At 52.7% G+C, this 17,399-nt stretch carries 15 protein-coding genes; 8 read left to right on the top strand and 7 right to left on the bottom strand.

The features are described 5' to 3' along the window. Nucleotide 1 precedes the first annotated feature (1 nt). From gatB to gatC, 3 genes are all read right to left on the bottom strand, one after another. A complete protein-coding gene (gatB, locus tag REH51_RS01955; RefSeq protein ID WP_498936715.1) occupies nucleotides 2-1,456 on the bottom strand; it encodes an Asp-tRNA(Asn)/Glu-tRNA(Gln) amidotransferase subunit GatB in 1,455 nt (484 codons plus the stop codon). Then, nucleotides 1,456-2,916, bottom strand: a complete 1,461-nt coding sequence (gene gatA, locus REH51_RS01950; RefSeq protein WP_498936713.1) for an Asp-tRNA(Asn)/Glu-tRNA(Gln) amidotransferase subunit GatA — start codon at nucleotides 2,914-2,916, stop codon at nucleotides 1,456-1,458. The genes gatB and gatA overlap by 1 nt, the downstream gene beginning before the upstream one ends. A gap of 68 nt (nucleotides 2,917-2,984) precedes the next feature. Continuing rightward, the gene (gene gatC / locus REH51_RS01945; protein ID WP_009721959.1) at nucleotides 2,985-3,272 is read right to left on the bottom strand and encodes an Asp-tRNA(Asn)/Glu-tRNA(Gln) amidotransferase subunit GatC; all 288 of its coding nucleotides are present in this window, start codon (nucleotides 3,270-3,272) and stop codon (nucleotides 2,985-2,987) included. 229 nt (nucleotides 3,273-3,501) lie between these two features. Between gatC and REH51_RS01940 the strand changes: the two genes are divergently transcribed. The 7 genes from REH51_RS01940 (at nucleotide 3,502) to tldD (ending at nucleotide 13,564) form a co-directional block, all read left to right on the top strand. Continuing rightward, nucleotides 3,502-4,539 (top strand): rod shape-determining protein, encoded by a 1,038-nt coding sequence (locus tag REH51_RS01940; protein ID WP_009721960.1) that lies wholly within the window; start codon nucleotides 3,502-3,504, stop codon nucleotides 4,537-4,539. A 23-nt stretch (nucleotides 4,540-4,562) separates the two neighbouring features. Then, nucleotides 4,563-5,501 (top strand): rod shape-determining protein MreC, encoded by a 939-nt coding sequence (mreC, locus tag REH51_RS01935; protein WP_039868464.1) that lies wholly within the window; start codon nucleotides 4,563-4,565, stop codon nucleotides 5,499-5,501. Then, the gene (gene mreD, locus REH51_RS01930) at nucleotides 5,501-5,989 is read left to right on the top strand and encodes a rod shape-determining protein MreD (RefSeq protein WP_009721962.1); all 489 of its coding nucleotides are present in this window, start codon (nucleotides 5,501-5,503) and stop codon (nucleotides 5,987-5,989) included. Before mreC ends, mreD begins: the two co-directional genes overlap by 1 nt. 63 nt (nucleotides 5,990-6,052) lie before the next feature. Beyond that, the gene (locus tag REH51_RS01925; protein ID WP_498936711.1) at nucleotides 6,053-6,676 is read left to right on the top strand and encodes a Maf family protein; all 624 of its coding nucleotides are present in this window, start codon (nucleotides 6,053-6,055) and stop codon (nucleotides 6,674-6,676) included. A 59-nt stretch (nucleotides 6,677-6,735) separates the two neighbouring features. Continuing rightward, nucleotides 6,736-8,199 (top strand): ribonuclease G, encoded by a 1,464-nt coding sequence (rng, locus tag REH51_RS01920; RefSeq protein ID WP_498936710.1) that lies wholly within the window; start codon nucleotides 6,736-6,738, stop codon nucleotides 8,197-8,199. Then, nucleotides 8,199-12,110, top strand: coding sequence for a YhdP family phospholipid transporter (locus REH51_RS01915; protein WP_498936708.1), 3,912 nt, complete (start codon nucleotides 8,199-8,201; stop codon nucleotides 12,108-12,110). Before rng ends, REH51_RS01915 begins: the two co-directional genes overlap by 1 nt. Beyond that, nucleotides 12,110-13,564, top strand: coding sequence for a metalloprotease TldD (gene tldD, locus REH51_RS01910; RefSeq protein WP_498936706.1), 1,455 nt, complete (start codon nucleotides 12,110-12,112; stop codon nucleotides 13,562-13,564). Before REH51_RS01915 ends, tldD begins: the two co-directional genes overlap by 1 nt. Nucleotides 13,565-13,588: 24 nt before the next feature. Here the strand turns inward: tldD and yjgA are convergent, their stop codons facing one another. Then, the gene (gene yjgA / locus REH51_RS01905) at nucleotides 13,589-14,110 is read right to left on the bottom strand and encodes a ribosome biogenesis factor YjgA (protein WP_009721967.1); all 522 of its coding nucleotides are present in this window, start codon (nucleotides 14,108-14,110) and stop codon (nucleotides 13,589-13,591) included. Between the two features lie 96 nt (nucleotides 14,111-14,206). Here yjgA and pmbA point away from each other — a divergent pair, with 96 nt between their 5' ends. Beyond that, on the top strand, nucleotides 14,207-15,547 hold the full coding sequence (pmbA, locus tag REH51_RS01900) for a metalloprotease PmbA (RefSeq protein ID WP_498936704.1): 1,341 nt from the start codon (nucleotides 14,207-14,209) through the stop codon (nucleotides 15,545-15,547). A 63-nt stretch (nucleotides 15,548-15,610) separates the two neighbouring features. Here pmbA and REH51_RS01895 read toward each other — a convergent pair whose 3' ends face one another. From REH51_RS01895 to ptsN, 3 genes are all read right to left on the bottom strand, one after another. Further along, nucleotides 15,611-15,880, bottom strand: coding sequence for an HPr family phosphocarrier protein (locus REH51_RS01895; RefSeq protein ID WP_009721969.1), 270 nt, complete (start codon nucleotides 15,878-15,880; stop codon nucleotides 15,611-15,613). A 58-nt stretch (nucleotides 15,881-15,938) separates the two neighbouring features. Further along, complete coding sequence (rapZ, locus tag REH51_RS01890) at nucleotides 15,939-16,853, bottom strand: RNase adapter RapZ (RefSeq protein ID WP_009721970.1); 915 nt, start codon at nucleotides 16,851-16,853, stop codon at nucleotides 15,939-15,941. 74 nt (nucleotides 16,854-16,927) lie between these two features. Then, the gene (ptsN, locus tag REH51_RS01885) at nucleotides 16,928-17,398 is read right to left on the bottom strand and encodes a PTS IIA-like nitrogen regulatory protein PtsN (RefSeq protein WP_009721971.1); all 471 of its coding nucleotides are present in this window, start codon (nucleotides 17,396-17,398) and stop codon (nucleotides 16,928-16,930) included. Nucleotide 17,399: the final 1 nt, after the last annotated feature.

The raw sequence follows: 17,399 nt of genomic DNA, 5'->3' as shown, positions 1-17,399 counted from the left end.
GTTACAACAATGCGTCCAGCTTCTCTTTTAGCAAGCCATTTACTTGCTGCGGATTCGCCGTACCACGAGATGCCTTCATAACTTGGCCTACGAAGTAGCCAATCATCTTGCCGCGCTTTTCTGGCTCGGAGTCGCGATATTGGGCAACCTGAGCCGGGCTCTCTGCGATCACCTGATCAATCATCGCTTCGATTGCGCCGGTATCAGTTACCTGTTTCAAGCCTTTTGCATCGATGACGGCATCGGCGCTATCGCCTTGACCATTCCACAGTGCCTGGAAGACTTGCTTAGCGGCTTTGCCGTTAATGGTGTCATCCAGTACGCGACGAATCAGCTCGCCGAGCTGGTGCGCGGAAACAGGGCTGTTCTGAATGCTCAGGTTCTCACGGTTAAGTGCACCCGAAAGCTCACCTTGTACCCAGTTGGCGGCCTGTTTGGCATCGCCGCATACCTGCTGCACCTCTTCGAAAAACTCGGCCATTTCTCGGCTAGCAGACAGCACGTGGGCATCATAGGCCGATAGGCCTAGCTCATTTTGGAAACGCGCCCGCTTGTCAGCGGGAAGCTCCGGCAACTGGCTGCGAAGGTGATCAAGGTAAGCTTGATCCAGCACCACGGGTAACAGATCCGGGCAGGGGAAGTAGCGATAATCGTTGGCTTCTTCCTTAGTGCGCATGCTGCGGGTTTCATCGCGATCAGGGTCAAACAGGCGGGGTTCCTGTACGACCTTGCCGCCATCTTCGATCAGCTCAATCTGGCGCTCGACCTCATAAGCAATGGCGCGCTCAACAAAGCGGAACGAGTTGACGTTTTTGATTTCCGCGCGAGTGCCGAATGCTTCTTGGCCTTTGGGACGCACCGAAACGTTAACATCACAGCGCATTGAGCCTTCCGCCATGTTGCCGTCGGAAATGCCCAAATAGGTCACGATAGAGTGGATCGCTTTGAGATACGCGGCGGCCTCTTTTGCGCTGCGCATATCCGGCTCAGAAACTATTTCCAGTAGCGGTGTGCCCGCCCGGTTAAGATCGATGCCCGTCATGCCATGGAAGTCTTCATGTAGCGACTTGCCGGCGTCTTCTTCAAGATGGGCGTGATGAATACGAATGCGCTTGGTCGACTCATCATCCAGGGTGATTTCGACATCACCCGCGCCTACGATCGGATGATACATCTGGCTGGTTTGATAGCCCTTGGGCAAATCTGGATAGAAGTAGTTTTTGCGGTCGAACACCGATACTTCAGGAATGTCGGCATGCACCGCAAGCCCAAACTGAACAGCCATGGCGACGGCTTGCTCGTTCAGCACAGGTAGAACGCCGGGTAAGCCAAGGTCAACGGCACAGGCTTGAGTGTTCGGTTCTGCGCCAAAGGCGGTAGAGGCACCAGAGAAAATTTTCGAACGAGTTGCGAGCTGAACGTGTACTTCCAGCCCAATCACGGTTTCCCATTGCATTAGGCGTTCTCCTCGGCAAAAGCAGGGCGTTGTAAGTGCCAATCAGTGGCTTGCTGGAACTGGTGTGCCACGTTTAGCAGCTGTGCTTCTGCAAAGTGGGTACCCAGAATTTGCAGGCCAACCGGGCGGCCATGGGAAAAGCCCGCAGGGACACTAATGCCAGGAATACCGGCCAGGTTAACGGCGATGGTGTAAATGTCTTGTAGATACATAGACACCGGGTCTTTCTTAGCGCCAAGATCAAACGCTGGCGTTGGCGATGCGGGGCCCATCAATACATCTACGTCTTCAAAGGCGTCCAGGAAGTCCTGTCGAATCAACCGGCGAACTTTCTGTGCTTTGGTGTAGTAGGCATCAAAAAAGCCTTCAGAGAGCGTGTGCGTGCCAATCAGAATGCGTCGCTTTACCTCATCACCGAAGCCTTCTTCACGAGATCGCTTGTAGAGATCAATAAGGTCAGACGGTGCATCGCAGCGATGACCAAAACGCACGCCATCATAGCGAGAGAGGTTCGAGGATGCTTCAGCAGGGGCAATAACGTAATAAGCCGGAATCGCATAGTGGGTATGCGGCAGGCTTACTTCGCGTACGGTCGCTCCTAGTGATTCATATACTTTTACTGCTTCGCGAACAGCTTTTTCGACGTCAGCGTCTAAACCATCGCCAAAGTACTCCTTCGGCAGGCCTATTTTGAGGCCGGAAAGCGGTGCGTTGAGCGTTTCGGTGTAGTCGGGAACGCCGCGGGCAACGCTAGTGGAATCGCGTACGTCATGTCCGGCAATCACATTGAGTAGATGCGCGCAGTCTTCAGCACTTTTTGCCATCGGGCCAGCCTGATCGAGGCTAGATGCATAGGCAATGATGCCGTAGCGAGAAACACGGCCATACGTTGGCTTCAGGCCGGTGATGCCACAAAACGCCGCTGGTTGGCGAATAGAGCCGCCGGTATCTGTGCCCATTGCAGCAGGTACAAGCCCTGCTGCACCTGCTGCGGCGCTGCCACCGGAGCTGCCGCCAGGAACCGCAGTAAGGTCCCAAGGGTTTTTTACCGCACCAAAATAGCTATTTTCATTGGAAGAGCCCATAGCGAACTCGTCCATGTTGGTTTTACCCAGACTAATGGTGCCCGCTGCGTTGAGTTTTTCTACCACGGTGGCATTGTAAGGCGCGATAAAATTATCGAGCATTTTCGAACCGCAGCTGGTCTTAACCCCTTGGGTACAAAAGATATCTTTCAGTGCGAAGGGAATGCCTGTTAGCTTGCCAGCCTTGCCTGCTGCACGAGCGCTGTCGGCAGCTTCTGCCTGATTAAGTGCTTGCTCAGCAGTAACGGTAATAAAGCTATTGAGCGTGCCGTCAGCTTGCTCAATACGCTGTAAAAAGTGTGAAGTCAGCTCTCGGCTGGAAAGTTCACCGCTTTTCAGGGCGGTGGCAAGCTGCGTTACAGTTTTATCATGCATGACCCGGAAGCTCCGTTCGGGGGCGAATAGAAAGAGCAGAAAATAGCGGCCTGTGCGTGGTAATCTGGCTACTCCACCACGCGAGGTACGAGATATAGGCCATTTTCTACTGCCGGAGCACAGCGCTGGAAAGCGTCGCGCTGGTTAGTTTCCGTGACTTCGTCGGCTCGCAGCCGTTGCGTGGCATCCAGTGGGTGCGCAAGCGGCGCGACGCCATCGGTGTTCAGGCTTTGTAGCTGGTCGACCATGTCCAGGATGCGGCTTAGATCGTCGACAAAACCACTGGCTTGGTCATCGCTAACGGCGAGTCGGGCCAAGTGTGCGGCCCGGCGCACATGAGATTCTTCAAGCGCCATGATCGAAATTTCCTCGCAAACGTGATGGAACATATTCCGCATTCAGCGGTATACATACGGTCATCTTAAATTCGTCTTGTGTAGCAGACGTAGAAAATAGCCGCAAAAGGTACCACATATTGGCCCTAACGGGCAGTATTAGGCACGACTCGTGCTTGCTGCCAAGGGGTTGCGGTGATACCGTTTGCATCCGCACAGGGTTCCCGGTCTGCACTAGGTAACAACATCCATGTTCAAACGTTTGAGGGGGCTGTTTTCCAGCGATCTATCGATCGACTTGGGTACGGCCAACACACTGATTTATGTACGCGGTCGTGGCATCGTTCTCGATGAACCGTCCGTAGTCGCTATCCGCCAGTCTGGCAACATGCGCAGCGTGGCGTCGGTTGGTACCGATGCCAAGCGTATGCTCGGTCGCACGCCAGGCAATATTACCGCCATCCGCCCGATGAAAGATGGTGTTATTGCCGATTTCACCGTGACTGAGCAGATGCTTCAACACTTTATTCGTAAAGTGCATCAAAGCACCTTCTTAACGCCCAGTCCTCGTGTCTTGGTGTGCGTTCCCTGCATGTCAACGCAGGTTGAACGGCGCGCGATTCGTGAGTCGGCGGAAGGTGCTGGCGCACGCGAAGTGTTTTTGATCGAAGAGCCGATGGCCGCCGCAATTGGTGCCGGGCTTCCGGTTGAAGAAGCGCAGGGCTCAATGGTGGTTGATATCGGTGGTGGTACTACCGAAATCGCCATTATTTCGCTCAACGGCGTGGTTTATTCTGAATCTATCCGTGTCGGTGGTGACCGTTTTGATGAGGCCATCACTGCGTATGTTCGTCGTCACTACGGCAGCCTGATTGGTGAAGCCACCGCTGAGCGAATCAAAGAAGAGATCGGTTGTGCTTATCCTGGGGGCGAACTGCGCGAAATTGATGTGCGTGGTCGTAACTTGGCGGAAGGCATACCGCGTAGTTTCACACTGAACTCCCACGAGATTCTTGAAGCACTTCAAGAAACATTGGGTTCCATTGTGGCAGCGGTCAAAAGTGCTCTTGAACAATCACCGCCGGAACTAGCTTCCGATATCGCTGAGCGTGGTTTGGTGCTGACAGGTGGTGGTGCACTCTTACGTGATCTCGATAAATTGATCGCTGAAGAGACAGGCCTGCCGGTGATTGTGGCTGAAGATCCGCTCACCTGTGTGGCCCGCGGTGGCGGTAAGGCGCTGGAAATGATTGATCAGCATACCTTCGAGTTGCTGTCGAGCGACTGATCGTAGCGGTTTATCGCGGGGGATTGCCTATTAAGCCGCTATTTTCGCACGAGTCATTGCCAGGGTATCGGCTATTCTTCTGTGTGCTATTGGCAAGCATTTTAATGTTTGCTGATCAGCGTTTTACCCGCATGGAAGATGTGCGCGCCCAGATGACGATGATTGTTGCCCCTATTCAGTGGGTCGTTAGCGTGCCTAGCGATCTGCTCAATTGGGGTGCGCTTGCGCTTTCTGATCAACAGGCGCTTGTCGATGAAAATCGACGCCTGCGTGAACAAATTTTGACGCTTTCACATCGTGGTCAGCGGTTGGCTAATCTGACCGCGGAGAATGCAGAGTTACGCGATCTTCTGAAAGCGGCTCAACGTAGAGATATTCCTTACATAACCGCTGAGCTACTGTCGCTTGATAATGATCCATTTAGCCATCAGATGGTGGTTGACCGGGGACACCGAAATGGTGCCTATGTCGGTCAACCGGTGATTGATGCTTTTGGCTTAGTGGGGCAGGTGACCGCCGTGTCGGCGTATTCAAGCCGCGTTCTGCTACTGGCTGATGCTAGCCATGCATTGCCCGTTCAAGTGAACCGTAATGGCCTGCGATTTATTGTGCAGGGGGCCGGTCGTTACGGAAGCGTGAATGTTTTGCATGTGCCAGATACCGCAGATATACGCGAAGGAGATCTGCTAACGACATCAGGGTTGGCAGGGCGCTTCCCGCCAGGTCATCCCGTTGCTAGGGTTACCGACGTTTATCACGACCCAGGCCAGCCTTTTGCTCAAGTGACCGCAGAGCCTTCTGCTCAGTTGCAGCGTTCACGTCACTTCCTATTGCTGTTCCCGCCGCCCCGCGAAGAAATAGAAGATACTATTTGGGGGGAGGATATGGATATTTCAGCTGCTGCACTGCACGCTGCTCAGCGTATCGGCTTGCAGCAGAATGCTGCTCAGGAGGCGCCGTAATGGCCAAACCGCCAGTGGTGTCGCTTATCTTCGTGTGGTTTACGCTTGTACTTGCGCTGTGCTTACAAGTGATGCCTTTAGCCGAAGGGTGGCAAGTATATCGTCCTGAGTGGATAGGACTAATGCTGATTTACTGGTGCATGCGAACGCCTGATAGAGTTGGCGTTTTCCATGGATTCGTAATCGGTATTCTGATGGATCTAATTGAAGGTACCGCGCTAGGTCAGCATGCTCTAATATTATCGCTGTTGGCTTTCTTATGTGCTTTGGTTTACCCCCGCTTTCGCGCTTACTCCCTAGTACAGCAATCTGTTCTTGTGCTGGTCTTATTAGGCCTGGTGCAGTTGATTGAGCAGTGGTTACGCACATTGACGGGGGATTTTTCGATCCATTTGTCTTTTTTGATTCCATCATTGATCAGCGCTGTTCTGTGGCCCTGGTGGTCTACCATGCTTAAAGCACTCGAACAGCGTTTAGCCAATGTGTAATGGTTGATGGTGCCGAGGCCTTATAAGCTACTGAGGGTTTAATAAGTTGCTGGAGCTGCGGTAATGGACGTTTCACTTCCTGTCGAAGCCACCAAGTTGTCGCCTGTATTATGCCTTGCATCGGCATCGCCCAGGCGAAAAGCGTTGTTGGCATCAATTGGTGTGATGGTGGAGGTAATGCCCAGTGACGTAGATGAGACGCCGCGCGAAGGTGAAGCTGCGCACGCTTATGTCGAGCGCTTAGCTATCGCTAAAGCGCAAGCGGCTGTTTTAAAAACACCCCTTCCGGTGCTGGGGTCGGATACGGCTGTGGTGATTGATGATCAGATACTGGGCAAGCCAATTGATGAGCAAGATGCGGCCGTTATGCTTAAGAAGCTTTCAGGACGTCGTCATTACGTATTAACGGCAGTCGCTGTGGTTGGCCCTAAGGGGGTACTCTCTTGTTGTGTGACAACGGTCGTCAAAATGCGTGGAATAAGTCAGCAGGAGATAGCTGATTATTGGCAAACTGGGGAGCCAGCCGACAAAGCCGGAGGATATGCCATTCAAGGTTTAGCCGCCGTGTTTGTTGAAGAAATAAAGGGCAGCCACTCAGCCGTCGTTGGGCTGCCATTATATGAAACAACACGCTTGTTGTGCCAGCAAGGGGTGCCAATCTGGGCGGGCTACTATCAGCAAAGATAACCGCCATTTCGCCGCCTGCTGTGTTGGCAAGGATACTGTGACTCAATAAGGAATTTTGCATGAGCGGTGAAGTCCTCATCAATTTAACGCCAATGGAGACCCGCGTTGCGCTGGTGGAAAATGGTGTCTTACAAGAGGCACTCATTGAGCGCTCACGTAGGCGCGGAATTGTAGGCAATATCTACAAAGGCAAAGTAGTGCGTGTACTGCCTGGTATGCAGGCTGCTTTTGTTGATATTGGCCTTGAGCGCGCAGCGTTTATTCATGCCCATGAGGTAATGCCACCGGGTACGCCTAATGATGAACAGCAGACTATTGGTCAGTTGTTGCATGAAGGTCAGGCGCTTGTCGTTCAGGTTACCAAAGACCCCATTGGTAGCAAGGGGGCTAGGCTCACCACCCACCTCTCGATTCCTTCACGTTATCTTGTTTATATGCCTGATTCTCCCCATCATGGTGTGTCTCAGCGCATTGAAGATGAGCGAGAGCGGGAGCGTTTGAAAGCGCTGCTTGATACGGGAATTGACGAGCAGACCATCGAGGTAACCGGTGGTTTTATCGTACGCACAGCGGCTGAAGGTGTCGTCGATGAAGAGCTGGCAGGTGACATGTACTTCCTGCTGCGGATTTGGCGCAAGGTAAGTGAGCGTAAAATAACGGCTGGATCGCCAAGCGTGATTTATGACGACCTGCCTTTGTTTATGCGCACGTTGCGTGATGTCATGCGTGATGATATTGAAAAAGTGCGCATCGATTCCCGCGAGAACTTTGTCAAGCTGGTCGAGTTTGCTGAAGAGTTTATGCCTGATGCGGTAGATCGTATCGAGTATTATCCTGGCGAACGCCCCATCTTTGATTTGTACAGTGTTGAAGATGAAATTCAAAAAGCGCTGGGTCGTAAGGTTCAACTGAAGTCCGGTGGCTATCTGGTTATCGACCCGACAGAAGCAATGACCACGATTGATGTTAATACGGGTGGTTATGTCGGTCATCGTAATCTTGAAGAGACGATTTTTAAAACGAACCTTGAGGCGGCGACTGCGATTGCCCGTCAGTTAAGGCTACGCAACCTTGGCGGCATTATTATTATCGACTTTATCGATATGATAGATGTAGAGCATCAACGCCAAGTGTTGCGCGTGCTTGAGAAAGCGCTAGAGCGTGATCATGCGAAGACGAAGTGTACCGGTGTAACTGAGCTGGGCTTAGTGCAGTTGACTCGTAAACGCACGCGGGAAAGCCTGGAGCAAACCCTATGTGAGGCATGCCCAACATGCAGTGGGCGCGGTACGTTGAAACCCCCTGAGACGGTCTGTTACGAGATCTTTCGCGAGATACTACGCGAAGAGCGTGCCTACAGCGCCGAAACGTATATGGTGCTTGCTTCTCAGCCGGTGGTTGACAGACTGTTGGACGAGGAGTCTGCGGCGGTCGCTGATCTGGAAACGTTTATTAATAAAACCATTCGTTTTCAAGTAGAGCAACACTACTCCCAAGAACAGTACGACATCGTACTAATGTAATGATAGCGCTACGTTCATTATCTCGATGGTGCCTAGTAGTGATCGCATCGCTACTAGGAAGCCTTGCTGTCTTTCTGCTGTTGGCACGTTTATTAATTAGCCAATCCAGTCTGTTAACACCGAAAATAGAAGCGTTGCTAGAGGCCCGAGTAGGGGTGCCCGTTAGTATAGAGCACCTGTCGCTGTCGTTGGCTCGTAACGATCTTGTTTTGCGACTGGAAGGGGTGCATTCAGCAGCGCCTGACGGGCAGCAATTAGTATCCCTTGAAAGTGCACATTTACGTCTTGATGGTTGGGAGACATTGAGAAGTGTCGCGCCCGTGTTTAATGATGCGCGCATTACAGGCCTTGAGTTTCACCTATACCAGCAGGGCGATGCTGCATGGGGCTGGCCCGCACCGGCAGAGCTACCGATTGTCATGTCCCAAGAGCCAACCGTTGATTTAGCTACGCTGGACGCCTGGGCGGGTCTTATTCTTCGTCAGCGACTGTGGGTAGATAATACTCGCTTGGTGCTGCATGGAAGGCAGCAAGCCGTTACCTTGCACGCGCCTACTTTACTGCTCAATGGCGATGAGCGGCGGACGCGTTTGGAAGGTGCCGTTACGATCATAGAGTCACAAGGTTCGGAATCTCAAAAATCGGAATTGCAAGTAAAAGAGGTTCAAGAAAAAGAGGCTCAAGAAGCGCTGCCAGCCATTGCGATGAACGTGGAGATGCAACCCGGAAAACAGGGGTTTCGTGATTTTTCAGCGGCGCTTCAATTAGACATGCAGTTGGATCATTTAGTCGCATTAGCCGCTGTTTTACGCTCCGATAGGATGCCTTCCCTAGAGCAAGCGGGAGGTGAGGTTACGTTGTGGGGACGCTGGCATGCAGGGCGCTTGGATGAAGCTCGCTTGGCTGTCGATGTTCCACAGCTGACCCTGCGTCACGAGATTCAATACGCCGTACTTCAAAACATTCAGGCCAATGGCCTTTGGCAACGAGACGGTGAGGGCGGCGAAGCATGGCTTAGTGGCAATGCTGAAAATGTCGAGTGGGCACGGCCTGAAGGTGGAAGTGGTGGCCCAGCCTTGCCGCGGCATTGGTACTTGTCCCACCAACCTGATCGCTGGGAAGTGCGTACCAGCGCATTTGAACTGGCTTCATTGGCTGCTTGGCGCGACTATATTTTGCTGCCTGAGTCGCTTACTCGAGTGTTACAAACACTATCACCCCGTGGTCAGGTTCAGGGTTTGCGTTTAGGCCAGCAGGAAGGGCGTTGGGGGGTTGATGCGTCGTTAACCAATGTGGCGGTGCTTCCCTGGGAGCAAGCGCCAGGAGGTGGTCCGCTAGACGCCTGGGTGCAGGCAAGAGATTTTCGCGGCAGAGTAACGTTTAACAGCGCTGGAAGCAGTTCGCTTAACTTTCCTGAATTGTTTGAGTCACCCATGCTGTTGAGTCATGCAGAGGGCGTGGTGGAGTGGGTTTATGACGGCCCAAGCACCATGATCAGTGGCAGAGATTTACGCTTAGATTGGGATGGTGCCAAGGTAAGCGGAGGTTTTGGCCTGATTGCGAGTGAACAAGGCGGCCAGTTTGGGCTTGATATTGCGTTTGCAAATGTTGATGCACTTAATTATCCACTTTCTCAGTGGCTGGCTGTTAAAGCCCTTGAGCCTGAACTTCGTGAGTGGCTATTAACTGACGTAGGTGGTGTTGTTCCCCATGGCTCGCTCAAGCTTAGCTTTCCCTTTACTGGGGAAGAGGCTGATTCAGAAAGCCAGTTTGCTGAAGAAATTTCCTCCACGTTGGCCCTCTCTGTCACGCAAGGACGATTACCTATCGCGCCTGAGTGGCCCATGCTTGAAGAGATTCAAGGCAGATTGATTTGGAAAGACCAAGTGCTAGAGGCGAGTATTCAGCACGCTGAAAGTCAGGGCATCGACGTCTCTGATGGGGTGCTGAAGATGGCTGATGAGACGCTTAATTTGTCGGGAAGTCTCAGCAGTAATAGCGATTCACTGCTGGCATTTCTTCAGACGATGCCTGAGATTGATATCTCCCTGCTTAACGATGTTCGTGCAGAGGGCAGTGTTGAGGGTGAGATTGCCTTGTCGTTACCGCTGAACGCGCCTGACTCACTGCAGCTAGAGATTAATGCTCGACCAAACTTCACAACGCTTGCTTTTCAGCCCGTAGACATTCCACTAGAAAATCTTCAGGGGCAGCTGACGTGGCAGCAGCACGGTGAAAAAAGCGCTTTGCTTGGTCATGTCTCGGGTCAGTTGTCAGGCAGTTCTGTAGAAGCGGATATCGATGTTCCTGACGATGGTATTGCCCTGCGCGGCGATATTGATATCGCCACCTTGTTTCAGCTGGCCAATATTCCCGGTGAACAAGCTCGCCAACTGTTTGGTGGGCGTACTCAGTGGCGTGGACAGATCAATTTACAGCCATCACCGTCGATCGTCCTTGAGAGCCGTTTGCTTGGCATTACAAGCGGATTGCCAGCGCCATTTGGTAAGACCGCTGAACAGCCATGGCCATGGCTGTTACGCGCTGACTTCGATAGTGGCCGCTTAACAACACAGTTAGCCGATATTGTTAATGCCCGTGTGCAGCTTGGCAATAATGAGCTGGCTGGAGTGGTTGCTCTAGGCAGTGCAGGCGCTCTTGATAACTGGCCGACGCAACCAGGCTGGAGAGTTGTCGCGCATGTTGATGAGTTGCCTCTCGATGACTGGCAGGAAGCGTTGTCTCCGTTAATGCAAGCGTCGTCTCCAACGAGCGGCGACGGTGGGGATACGCCGATATCAGTAATGCTTAGTACGCCTTGCGTGCATTTCCGTGATACGTGTTTTGGTCGGCTAGAAGCGACAGGCAGTATCGAAGGAAAGCGCTTGGCTATGCAGTTAAACGGTGATCTTGTATCAGGTCGAGTGGATTATCAGCCTGATAGCGCACTGCCGCTTGATATTGCCATCTCGTCGCTGGAGGTAGATCGACTATTCGATATGCCGGCTGCAGCACATGACAGCAGTGCGCCGACGCCTGGCTCTTGGATGGATGCCGTCGAAACCCAGCACACTACCCCGAGTGCGATTCCAGAATGGCTTAACCAGTTGCCGAATGGCAGGCTCCGGCTAGCTGATATTAGCGTTGGTGAAGGACGTTTTGGGCCGCTAACCGCTTATTGGCAAGCCCGAGATCAACGCTTTACCCTTTCCCCAGTTGGCCTCACGTTAGGGCAGCTTACTGCCCGCGGAGAATTGGTTTGGGAAGGCAATGCTATCAATAGCCATACGCGTGCTGATATTTCGATACAAGGTGGTGATGTGGGCACTGCGTTAGAGCGTTTAGGTCAACCAATTGCTATGCGTAGCCGTACCACGGATGTCAGTGCCGCGTTGACGTGGCCAGGCGCTCCCTGGCAGTTTGAACTAAGCCGGGCAGAAGGAGACATTCGTACCGATGTACGTGACGGGCGCTTTGTGATGCTGGAATCTACGCCGGCTCGCTTGGTTGGCCTTCTTAATTTTGACAATATACTGCGCCGCTTGCGTTTCGACTTTTTAGACGTGACGGGGCAGGGAACCGCGTTTGATCGGGTACATGGCACGGCAGATGTGGCTGCTGGTCAACTCATGCTGCGTGGACCACTTACCATTGAAGCACCGTCCACCACGCTAACCCTGACGGGAAGCGTCAATCTTATACAACGTGAACTTGATCAGCGACTAGGCGTCACACTACCTATCAGCCAAAGCTTGCCCATCGCAGCTATTGCCGTGGGGGGCCCCATTGTGGGCGGAGCACTTTTTATAGCTGACCAGCTTTTTGGCAAAGCGCTGGATCAAGCGACAACTATCCATTATCGCGTGCGAGGCCCGTGGACGTCGCCGCAGATTACTCTAGAAGGCCCTTAATGACCGTACATAAGAGCGATGTAAATACCGCTGTTTCCATTTTGTTGACACCGGGTGGCCTAGATTTGGATGCCCTTGATACGGGGCTATCTTATGCCATGGGCGGTGGTATTGATTATGCCGACCTCTACTTTCAGCGTACTTGGCAAGAGGGCTGGGTGCTGGAAGATGGTGAAGTAAAAGAAGCCAGCTATAACATTGATGGCGGCGTTGGAGTGCGCTCCTTGGCGGGTGAGAAAACAGGCTTTGCTTACTCCAATCAAATTACTGCGGACGCACTAATGGATACTGGCCGAACAGCGGCAGGCATTGTGCGTAGTGGTAAGCAACTACCCGGCCAGCCAGTCGTGGCTGTTAGCGCTGCTAGTCGTTATGCAGGGCTTGACCCACTGGCGGGGCTTTCGGCTGACGAAAAAGTGGCGATGTTGAAACAGGCAGACCGCATAGCACGCGCGGCTGACCCCTGCATTAGCCAAGTGAGTGCTTCATTATCAGGTACTTACGAAGTGGTGCTAGTGCGTGCCAGCGATGGCACCTTAGCGGCAGATATCCGCCCATTAGTACGTTTTAACGTGAGTGTCATCGCGGCTAAAAACGGCCGTCGAGAGCGAGGCAGTGCTGGTGGGGGCGGCCGTTACTCGATGTCCAGGCTGCGGGATGAAAACGTAGCAGAACGCTATGCCAAAGAGGCTGTTCGCCAAGCCTTGGTTAACCTAGAGGCAGTGGATGCACCTGCTGGTCAAATGCCCGTCGTTCTCGGTGCAGGCTGGCCGGGTATTCTGCTTCATGAAGCAGTGGGCCACGGGCTAGAAGGCGATTTCAATCGCAAGGGTAGTTCAGCCTTTGCTGGGCGTATGGGAAAACGCGTTGCGGCAAAAGGTGTGACGGTCGTTGATGACGCTACCGTTGCTGACTGCCGTGGTTCGTTAAGCGTGGACGATGAAGGTACGCCGGGGCAGTACACGCCGCTGATTGAAGACGGTATTTTAACTGGCTATATGCAAGACAAGCTTAACGCACGGTTAATGAATATGGCGCCAACCGGCAATGCGCGGCGTGAGTCTTTTGCCCATTTGCCGATGCCACGTATGACCAATACCGTAATGCTGGCAGGCCAAGATGAACCTGCTGACATTATCAAAAGCGTTAAGCGAGGTATCTATGCGGTCAGTTTCGGTGGTGGTCAAGTCGATATTACATCAGGCAAGTTCGTGTTTTCAGCCAGCGAAGCCTACCTCATTGAAGATGGCAAAATTACTGCGCCTGTCAAAGGCGCTACTTTGATTGGCAACGGCCCTGAGGCAATGGGGCGTGTTTCAATGATAGGCCACGATATGGAAATGGATACAGGGATTGGTGTATGCGGCAAAGAGGGGCAGGGTGTGCCGGTAGGCGTCGGTCAGCCCACCCTTAAGCTGGATGAGCTGACCGTCGGCGTTACCCAGTCATCGTGACCGAGTCATTGAAACAAGCAGGGTTTAGAGTGCCAGCGTATCGCGTAAGTGTTTGAACAACTTGCGCGAGCTGGTAGGCGGTTTACTTTGCTCACGCTCTTTACGTGCGTTCCGCACCAGTTGACGTATTGCCTGGCGGTCAGCGTTTGGGTATTCCGCCATAAATAAATCAACAGCGCTGTCACCTTCCTCAACTAACCGATCGCGCCATTTTTCGAGTCGGTGAAAGGCATGATCGCGCTGTTCCTTTTCCTGTTCGATGGCATCGAAGACACCCTGGATAGCAGTAAGGTCCTCTTTGCGGATAAGCTTGCCCACATATTGCATATGGCGACGGCGACCTTCATGAGAGCGGATGCGCGAGGTCTCTTCTATGGCGCGCAACATATCGTCGGAAAGTGGAAATTTCGCGCGCTCCGCGGGTTTCATAGCGATAAGCGTTTCGCCAAGCGCCTGAAGGGCATGCATTTCTCGCTTGAGTTGAGACTTACTGGGGCGCTCTTCTTGTTCGTCAATATCGAAGGACTCGGGACGTTGCTTAGGCATACTAGAACTCACTAATTAGTTTCGTTTGCAGCATTATATCAGGCTGCGACCACAACATTGATTCGCCAATGCGATTCAGGCGAAAAGGAGGCCAATATGGCACAAGCATTTGATGCAGCGGCCCAGCAGGTACTGTTAACGCAGCGCGCCGAAGAGGCGCTGGCGCTGGCAAAAAAATTAGGCGCAGATGCTGCCGAAGTAGGCGCCAGTGTAGATCAGGGCCTTGGGGTTAGTGTTCGTCTTGGTGAAGTAGAAACTGTCGAGCTTTCACGTGACCAGGGAATTGCCATTACGCTTTATGTCGGTCAGCGCAAGGGTAGTGCCTCGTCTACCGATGCCAGCAGCGCGTCAATTAAAGCGACCGTAGAGAAAGCCTTGGCGATTGCCCGTTATACGGGTGAGGATCCTGCTGCAGGATTAGCAGATGCGGCGCTAATGGCAACCGACCTACCTGACCTCAAAGTGCATTATCCGTGGGCGTTGACGACTGACGAAGCAATCGATCTAGCATTGGCGTGTGAAAAAGCTGGGCGTGACGTGGCGGGGATTCATCAGTCGGAAGGCGCTTCGCTCTCCAGTGGTGAGGGTGTGCGTGTTTACGCTAACAGCCACGGTTTCCTGGGCACTCAGAAAGGAAGTAGCCATTCGCTTTCCTGCATGCTGATTGCGCAAGATGAGAAGGGTATGCAGCGCGATTATGAGTATCCCTCGGCACGTAACCCCGCCATGCTTCGGGATCCTGCGGATATTGGTCGCGAAGCGGCGTCACGCACTCTGCGTCGGTTGGGCGCTCAACGGCCGCCAACAGGTACCTTTCCTGTGCTGTTTGACCCGTCGCTTTCCAGTGGTTTGGTAGGTCACTTAATGGGGGCGTTGGCAGGCGGGGCGCTTTATCGCGAAGCCTCTTTCTTATGTGACCGCTTAGGTAGCCCGCTATTCCCAAGCTGGTTTGGGTTGGAAGAGCGGCCCATGGAAGTAGGAGCGACGGCTAGCTCGCCGTTTGATGCTGAGGGCGTTCAGACTCGCAATAATCGCTTTATCGAGCAGGGGAATGTAGCCAGCTATATGCTGTCTGCTTACAGTGCACGTCGCCTGGGAATGCAATCGACAGGTAATGCAGGGGGCGCGCGCAATTTACGCTTGTTAGCACCGCTAACACCTCGAAATGAGTTGTTGAAGCAGATGGGGCGTGGCATTTGGGTGACTGAGCTGATGGGGCAGGGCGTTAACGGTGTTACGGGTGACTATTCGCGAGGCGCTGCAGGCTTCTGGGTGGAAAATGGTGAAGTACAGTACCCTATCGAAGAATTCACCATTGCCAGTAATTTGAATAGCATGTTTGCAGGCTTGGTGGCTGTCGGTGATGACATCGATACCCGTGGCAGTATTCACACGGGCAGCTGGCTAATTGACGCGATGACCGTCGCTGGTAGCTAACAATCGAGCTAATAGCTCAGTTAGCAACTTTGCGTAATAACTTATGGCAGTTGCTGCCTAACGTTAGTGGTCTTCGTCAAATCGTGCGTCGAACAATGCTTCTATAGCCTCTAGTGCTTGTTCGGCGTCGTCTCCTTCGGCATGGACTCTCAGTTCAGTGCCACAGGGAGCGGCCAACATCAGTAGCGACATGATGTTGGCCGCATCTGCCATTTGCTGTTGTTTGTAAATGTGAATATTAGCCGAAAACTGTTGGCCACACTTGACGAGCTTAGTCGCTGCGCGGGCATGAAGGCCGCGCTTATTAGTGAGTGTTAACGTTCTTTCTGGCACTCTGGTTCCTTTTTGCCGAGTGGAGTCGTGAAGAAAAGGCGTTGGTTAGTCGCTGTGCTTATTTTGCGTTTGTTGAAGGCGAGGATGTGAATGGCTGCTGTTCACTGAGGGTGTAATGCAGGCCTAGCTCACGATGACGGAGTTGGATTTCTCCCGCTTGTTTAACCAGCATTTGCGCCAATTGTTCCACCATATAGACAGAGCGGTGTTGTCCGCCGGTACAGCCGATCGCAATGGTCATATAACTGCGTTGGCTATTTTGGTAGGCAGGCAGCCACTTCTCCAACCATGTCTGGATATCATTGCTCATCTCTTCCACGACGGGATAGCCCTTCAGAAAAGTAATGATATTGGCGTCACGCCCAGTGTATTGGCGCAGCGTTGGATCCCAGTACGGGTTTGGCAGGCAGCGCACGTCAAAGACTAAATCAGCGTCAAGCGGGACACCGCGTTTATAGCCAAATGATTCTAGTGTTAGGGTTAATCTATCCTCACGCTTTTGGGCAACCTGGTCGGTTATCCGGCGGCGCAGATCGTGAACCGACAGGCGAGATGTGTCGATCATTAGGTCAGCGAGATCACGGATGTCGAGCAGAGTTTCTTCTTCTTTATTAATGGCCTCTTCAAGCGTCATGTCGCTATCGCGCGTCAGCGGGTGACGTCGGCGCGTGGCAGAGTAGCGCTCAAGAAGAATTCGCGCATCGGTGGTTAGATAGATAACTTGAAAATGAATGCTTTTCTGACGCAACGATTCAAGCATTGCTGGCAGCTGCTTTAGTGCAGCTGGTAGATTGCGTGCATCGATACTAACCGCTAGTTGGGGGCGTTCCCCTTGCTCACGCAGTTCATCCACCAGCGAGCCGAGCAGCATAGCGGGCAAATTATCGATGGCATAATAGCCAAGATCTTCTAACGCTTGTAAGGCGATAGATTTACCGGACCCTGAACGGCCGCTAATGATCACCAATTGCATAGAGTTTCTCTTGGCATGCCAATAAAAATGGAGATAAACGTTGGGCTAACAAGCAGTGCTTAGCGGTGGACCATTTAGGTAACAGGCTGTTCGCGAATTTTAGCTGTTATAAGGTCCAAAAGTTCGCGTTGGCTAGCCGCTCTGCGAAGCTGCTGACGTGTGTCAACGCTGTTCATAATAGACGCCACTTGCCCCAATAAAGCTAAGTGAGTGTCATCCGCCTCTTCGGGTACTAAAAGGACAAATACAAGGTCGACGGGATCGCCATCAATAGCATCGAAATCCACAGGCTCAGTTAGCTTTAAAAAACTAGCGATGGGTGAGCTGCAGTGAGGGCTGCGTGCGTGAGGAATGGCAACGCCGTTGCCTATTCCAGTGCTACCCAGGCGCTCACGACCAATGAGGCGGCTGAAGACTTCTTGGCTATCTAGGCTAGGCGTATTTTGCGCAATAAAGGTGCTGAAAAATTCCAGCACCCTTTTTTTGCTACCCCCGGGGACGTCATACAGCACGCGCTCCGGGGGAAGAATGGTTTCCAACGTCATT

It is taken from the genome of Halomonas bluephagenesis (assembly GCF_054790765.1).
This window is presented reverse-complemented; position numbering and strand designations above follow the sequence as displayed.

What these genes read in the sequence shown, in the direction of transcription:
- gatB (WP_498936715.1), bottom strand. Translation starts at nt 1,456, where the DNA reads ATGCAATGGGAAACCGTGATTGGGCTGGAAGTACACGTTCAGCTCGCA.
- rng (WP_498936710.1), top strand. Translation starts at nt 6,736, where the DNA reads ATGAGCGGTGAAGTCCTCATCAATTTAACGCCAATGGAGACCCGCGTT.
- tldD (WP_498936706.1), top strand. Translation starts at nt 12,110, where the DNA reads ATGACCGTACATAAGAGCGATGTAAATACCGCTGTTTCCATTTTGTTG.
- REH51_RS01925 (WP_498936711.1), top strand. Translation starts at nt 6,053, where the DNA reads ATGGACGTTTCACTTCCTGTCGAAGCCACCAAGTTGTCGCCTGTATTA.
- REH51_RS01915 (WP_498936708.1), top strand. Translation starts at nt 8,199, where the DNA reads ATGATAGCGCTACGTTCATTATCTCGATGGTGCCTAGTAGTGATCGCA.
- ptsN (WP_009721971.1), bottom strand. Translation starts at nt 17,398, where the DNA reads ATGACGTTGGAAACCATTCTTCCCCCGGAGCGCGTGCTGTATGACGTC.
- rapZ (WP_009721970.1), bottom strand. Translation starts at nt 16,853, where the DNA reads ATGCAATTGGTGATCATTAGCGGCCGTTCAGGGTCCGGTAAATCTATC.
- gatC (WP_009721959.1), bottom strand. Translation starts at nt 3,272, where the DNA reads ATGGCGCTTGAAGAATCTCATGTGCGCCGGGCCGCACACTTGGCCCGA.
- pmbA (WP_498936704.1), top strand. Translation starts at nt 14,207, where the DNA reads ATGGCACAAGCATTTGATGCAGCGGCCCAGCAGGTACTGTTAACGCAG.
- mreD (WP_009721962.1), top strand. Translation starts at nt 5,501, where the DNA reads ATGGCCAAACCGCCAGTGGTGTCGCTTATCTTCGTGTGGTTTACGCTT.
- yjgA (WP_009721967.1), bottom strand. Translation starts at nt 14,110, where the DNA reads ATGCCTAAGCAACGTCCCGAGTCCTTCGATATTGACGAACAAGAAGAG.
- gatA (WP_498936713.1), bottom strand. Translation starts at nt 2,916, where the DNA reads ATGCATGATAAAACTGTAACGCAGCTTGCCACCGCCCTGAAAAGCGGT.
- REH51_RS01940 (WP_009721960.1), top strand. Translation starts at nt 3,502, where the DNA reads ATGTTCAAACGTTTGAGGGGGCTGTTTTCCAGCGATCTATCGATCGAC.